2 protein-coding genes and 2 pseudogenes are annotated in these 4,948 nt (G+C 76.6%); all 4 read left to right on the forward strand.

Going from position 1 to position 4,948, the window contains the following annotated elements; all coding sequences use genetic code 11:
- The first annotated feature begins 417 nt into the window (after positions 1-417).
- The gene (locus tag HCN56_RS23555; RefSeq protein WP_167974364.1) at positions 418-1,374 is read left to right on the forward strand and encodes an STM4015 family protein; all 957 of its coding nucleotides are present in this window, start codon (positions 418-420) and stop codon (positions 1,372-1,374) included.
- A 190-nt stretch (positions 1,375-1,564) separates the two neighbouring features.
- A complete protein-coding gene (locus HCN56_RS23560; protein ID WP_209313105.1) occupies positions 1,565-2,548 on the forward strand; it encodes an STM4015 family protein in 984 nt (327 codons plus the stop codon).
- A pseudogene (locus HCN56_RS23565) lies at positions 2,545-3,663 on the forward strand (STM4014 family protein); the annotation flags it as partial. The gene HCN56_RS23560 and the pseudogene HCN56_RS23565, both read left to right, overlap by 4 nt.
- Positions 3,664-4,714: 1,051 nt before the next feature.
- A pseudogene (locus HCN56_RS25935) lies at positions 4,715-4,948 on the forward strand (hypothetical protein); the annotation flags it as partial.

Raw genomic sequence — 4,948 nt, forward strand, 5'->3', positions numbered from 1 at the left:
TCCCCCGCCCGCGGCCGGCCCGCCCCCGGCTCGCCGGCGCGCCCGCACCGCCGGGGCGGCGACCGCCCCGGCTCCCGCTTCCGTCCCCTCGTCCCGCGCTCTCGCGGTCCCCCGTCGCGCTGCTCATGGGACGAGCCTCGCACCCGGGTCCGACAACGCCCCCTGTCCCGGGCGGGCCCCGCGGCTGCGTCGCCTCCCGCGACCGGGCGGCGTGTTCAGGCCGCGGCGCCGGGACGCCCGGTCCGGCAGCGCCACGCCCGGCGCCACCGCGGTGACGCACGGTGCGTGGACGCGGCGTGTTCCTGCCGGTTTTCCACAGGCGTCCACCCGGTGTCGGTCGGCTCTGGCAGCATCAGCCCCACTCGTCACGACGCCGGGTGCGATGACGGGGGAGAACGCACCGCCGCTTGGAGAGCCATGAGCATCAATCACCACCTCGAGACCTTCCACGACCTGCCCGTCCGCCGCTTCGGCCCGCCCTCCGCGGACCACACGGGGTTCACCGACCACGGCTCGGTGGCGTGGAACATCCACGTCGACCCCTACGGCGACGAGGAGGAGGAGTTCGGCGCCGCGTTCGGCCGCTTCCAGGAGACCGTGGAGCTCGCGCAGGTCAGCGCACTGGTCATCGGCTCCTGGGGCGAGGTCTACGACAACGACTCCTCGGAGGTCGTCGAGAGCATCCTCGCCGTCAAGGACCGGCTGACCTCGCTGCGGGCGCTGTTCGTCGGTGACCTGGTCCTGGAGGAGGCGGAGATCTCCTGGATCGAGCAGTCCGACCTCACCCCGCTGCTGGAGGCCTTCCCCGACCTGGAGGTCTTCGGCGCCCGCGGCGGCACCCGCCTGAAGCTGCGCCCCGTCGAACACACCGCGCTGCGCACGCTGCTCATCGAGACCGGCGGCCTGCCCGGCGAGGTCGCGCAGGCCGTCAGCGACAGCCGACTGCCCGCCCTGGAGCGCCTGGAGCTCTGGATCGGCCAGGAGACCTACGGCTGCACCACCACCACCGAGCATCTCGCCGGGGTCCTCGCCGGCACCCGGCTCCCCGCCCTGCACCACCTCGGCCTCCGCAACGCGGACGACCAGGACGCCGTGGCCGCCGCGGTGGCGGCCGCCCCGGTGGTCCGGCAGCTGCGGAGCCTCGACCTGTCGATGGGCGCGCTCACCGACACCGGCGCCGACGCGCTGCTCGCCGGCCAGTCCCTGGCGCACCTCCGCTCGCTCGACCTCTCCTACCACTACCTCAGCGACGACGCCGTCGCCCGCGTCCAGGCCGCCATGGACGCCGCCGGAGTGGCCGTGGACCTCTCCGACCAGCAGAAGCCCTACGTCTACAACGACGAGGAGCACCGCTACTCCGCGGTCGGCGAATAGCCGGCCCGCCGCTGCGGGCGGGAGGGACCGACCCGCCCGCAGCTCCGGGCGGGGCAGCGCGCCGTCCGGCCCGCCGGCGTTCCGCGAGCGCGCCCCGGAACCGCCGCGCCGCCCGCGCCACCGCGGCGCCTCGACCACCGCACCTCGACCCGCCGGCCCGACCGCAGCCGGACCGTCCCCAGGGGGAGTCTTGACCGACCACGGCCACACCGAACCGTTCATCGACCTGCCGGTCGAGCCCTACACCGGCCCCGACCGCGCGGCCGCCGTGACCGACCACGCTGCGGTCGCCTGGCACCTCTCCTTCGACCGCTCGCGGCGGGAGAGCCCGGCCTTCGTGGACGTCTTCCGCTCCTTCTGCGAGCACGTCCGCTCCGAGGAGGTGCGGGAGCTGCTCATCGGGACCTGGGACGAGCTCGGCAACCACGGCTCCGAGGAGGTCGTCTCCCTGCTCTGCGAGGCGGCCGACCGCCTCCCGGCGCTCCGCGCCCTCTACCTCGGCGACATCCCCTGGGAGCAGTCGGAGATCTCCTGGATCACCCAGTCCGACGTCACCCCGCTGCTGGAGGCGTTCCCCCGGCTCCGCCAACTCGTCGTGCGCGGTGGCGGCGTCCGGCTGCGGCCGGTGCGCCACGACGAGCTGCGGCTGCTCCGCGTCGAGACCGGCGGCCTGCCGGCGAGCACGGTCCGCGCGGTGGGCGCCAGCGACCTGCCGGCGCTGCACCGCCTCGAACTCTGGATGGGCGAGGAGGAGTACGGCGCGGACTCCGGCGTCGAGGACCTCGCCGGCATCCTCTCCGGGGAGCGCCTGCCGAGCCTGCGCCACCTCGGGTTGCGGAACAGCGAGTACCAGGACGACATAGCCGCCGCCGTCGCCACCGCCCCCGTCGTTCCCCGGCTGCACTCGCTCGACCTCTCCATGGGTGCCCTCGGCGACGCGGGCGCCACCGCGCTGCTGACGGGCCAGTCCCTGGCCCACCTCGCCACGCTCGACCTCTCGCACCACTTCATGAGCGACGAGGTCATGGGCCGGGTGCGCCGCCGCATGCGGTCACTGGAGGTCGCGGTCGACCTCGACGACCAGCTGGAGGAGGAGCACGACTGCGAGGAAGGGGCGGAGGGCGGCCCCGACTGCGACTGCGTCAGATACCGCTACGCGGCGGTCGGCGAATGATCCGCACCACTGTCGTCGGCAACCCGGACAACCGTCGCGTCGCCCTCCACGCCGCGGCGGTCCGGGCGGCGGGGCTGCCCGCGCCGCGCGTGCTGCCCTGGCTGGAGGTGCTCACCGCGCTCCGGGAGCACGGCCCGTCGGCCCTCCCCGGCTTCGCGCCGGGTGAGATCGTCCGCATCGACTCGCCCGGCGAGGACGCCGAGGTGGACGCGTTGCTGCGCGGCGCGGGGGACCCGACCCGGGTCGAGGGCAGCGGCCGCTGGTACACGCAGTTCACGGCGGCCGCCCGCGCGTTGGCCGACCGGGCCCGGTCGGACGGCGCCCGGCTGCTCGACGATCCCGACGAACTCGCGGTCCTGTTCGACAAGCGGCTCTGCCACGGCGTGCTCCGCGAGGCGGCGGTGCCCGTCCCCGAGTCGCCGACCTCCGGGCCGGCCGCCCCGCTGCTGCGCGGGTGGGAGGACGTCCGGGCCGCCGGTCTCGCCCGGTTCTTCCTGAAACCCGCCCACGGTTCGTCCGCCTCCGGGGTCATGGCGGTCCAGTGGGGCCCCGGCGGGCAGATCCGGGCCGTCACCTCCGTCGAACGGGACAGCGGCGGACGGCTGTTCAACTCGCTGCGCGTCCGCACCCTCACGGCGGAGGCCGAGATCGGCCGCCTGGTCGACGCGCTCGCACCTGATGGACTGCACCTGGAACGCTGGTGGCCCAAGGCCTCGCAGGGGGACCGCCCCGTGGACCTCCGGGTGGTGGTGGTCGCGGGCCGCGCCACCCACGCCGTCCTGCGAGCCGGCCGCTCACCGATGACCAACCTGCACCTCGGCGGGGTGCGCGGCGATCTCGCCGCCGCACGTGAAGCCGCCGGCCCGGTGTGGCAGGAGGCGCTCGCCGTCTGCGAGCGGGCGGCCTCGCTCTTCCCGGGGACGCACTGCGTCGGGGTGGACCTGCTGCCGAGCGTCCGCTGGGAGCGGGTGGCGGTCGGCGAGGTCAACGCCTTCGGTGATCTCCTGCCCCGGCTGGCCGGACTGCCCGGCAGCGGAGCCGAGGGGCTCGACACCTATGGCGCGCAGGTCGCCGCGCTGCTGCGCGGCGTCCACCGCCGCGGGCCGACCGCCGCGCCCCGTGCCGCCGTCCCGCTCGGGAGCCCGACGGGGACGCCCGCCGGCGGGTCGGCGTCACCGGAGGTTCCGGAGGCATATGGCGTGCCCGCGGCCCGTCGAACCAGCGAGCAGCCGACCGCTCCCGCGCCGACCGTCGACGGAACGCTGAGTGCGGTCGCGGGCGGGGGGCCGTGGACGCGCCTCCCGGCCCCCGGCCGCGGGGCGCCGTCCGCATCGGCTGCCGACCGGCCCGGTGGGGCGGACGGGGCGGACGGGGCGAAGGTGCCGGGTGCGACGGACACTCCGGGCGGCATGGCGTTGCGGGACGGCGCCGATCAGGCGGAGTCGGTTGAGCCGCCGGAGCCGATGGTGGCGATGCCGCTCGCCTGGCGGGGGAGTGCCACCGATGCCGACTGACAGCGGGACCGCCCCGGCAGACGCCCGTGCCCCGGTCGCGGGCCCTTCCCGCCCCACCGCTCCGGAGCGCCGGGAGAGCCCTGCAATTGCAGGGGTCGCCCCCGGTGCACCCCGGCGCGGAACCGCCCGGCAGGGTGACCGCGTGGACACCGTGGACGGCGCGAACAGTGCGCAGCGCAAGGGAACGACCGAGAACAGCGTGGAGGGCGACGAGGTGGCGGGGCACCGCGACAGCATCGGGACATTCGGTACACCGGCGGGGAGCGACCACCACTCCCGTCCGGCGGCAGGGGAAAGAGGTCTCGGCGCAGCAGCTCCGCTCGGCACCACGGGCCGTGCGAGCGGCAGGCGCGACGCTCCCCGCTCCCCCGCCACCGGCGCGCCCGCCGCCCCCCGAGGGCTCGGCGGCGCGCGGGGCGACCACGCCCCGTCCGGCGAGCGCCCGGCAGTGCCGACCGCGCCACGACCGGCGCCTCCGTCGTCCGCCGAAGTCGGACGGCCGGTCCGACCGGCCGCTGCCCGGGCGGCCGCGCGAGCGGCGGCTCCGGGGCCGGCTTCAGGCTCGGGTTCGGCCGTGCCGGTCGAGGGCGCCACCGCCCTGCGCCCCGCGCGGGGCGGCGCAGCCGCGCCCCGGCCACCGCACGCAGCGGCCGTGACCAGGACAGCGGGTGTTGCCGAGCCGGAGGCCACCGGGTCGGACGCCACGACGACGGACGGCGCCGAGCCCGCCGCTTCCCAGCCCGCCACCGCCGCGCCGGACGCGTCCGCACCGCGCACCGGCGAGCCCGCCTCCGTCGCGCCGGACGTTGTCGCCCCGGCCGACGCCTTCCCGGACGACGCCGCGCCAGGAGGTGCGCACCGGCCGTCGCGCGGCGCGGGGCAGCCC

Source organism: Streptomyces lonarensis (genome assembly GCF_012033735.1).
Lineage (GTDB): Bacteria > Actinomycetota > Actinomycetes > Streptomycetales > Streptomycetaceae > Streptomyces > Streptomyces lonarensis.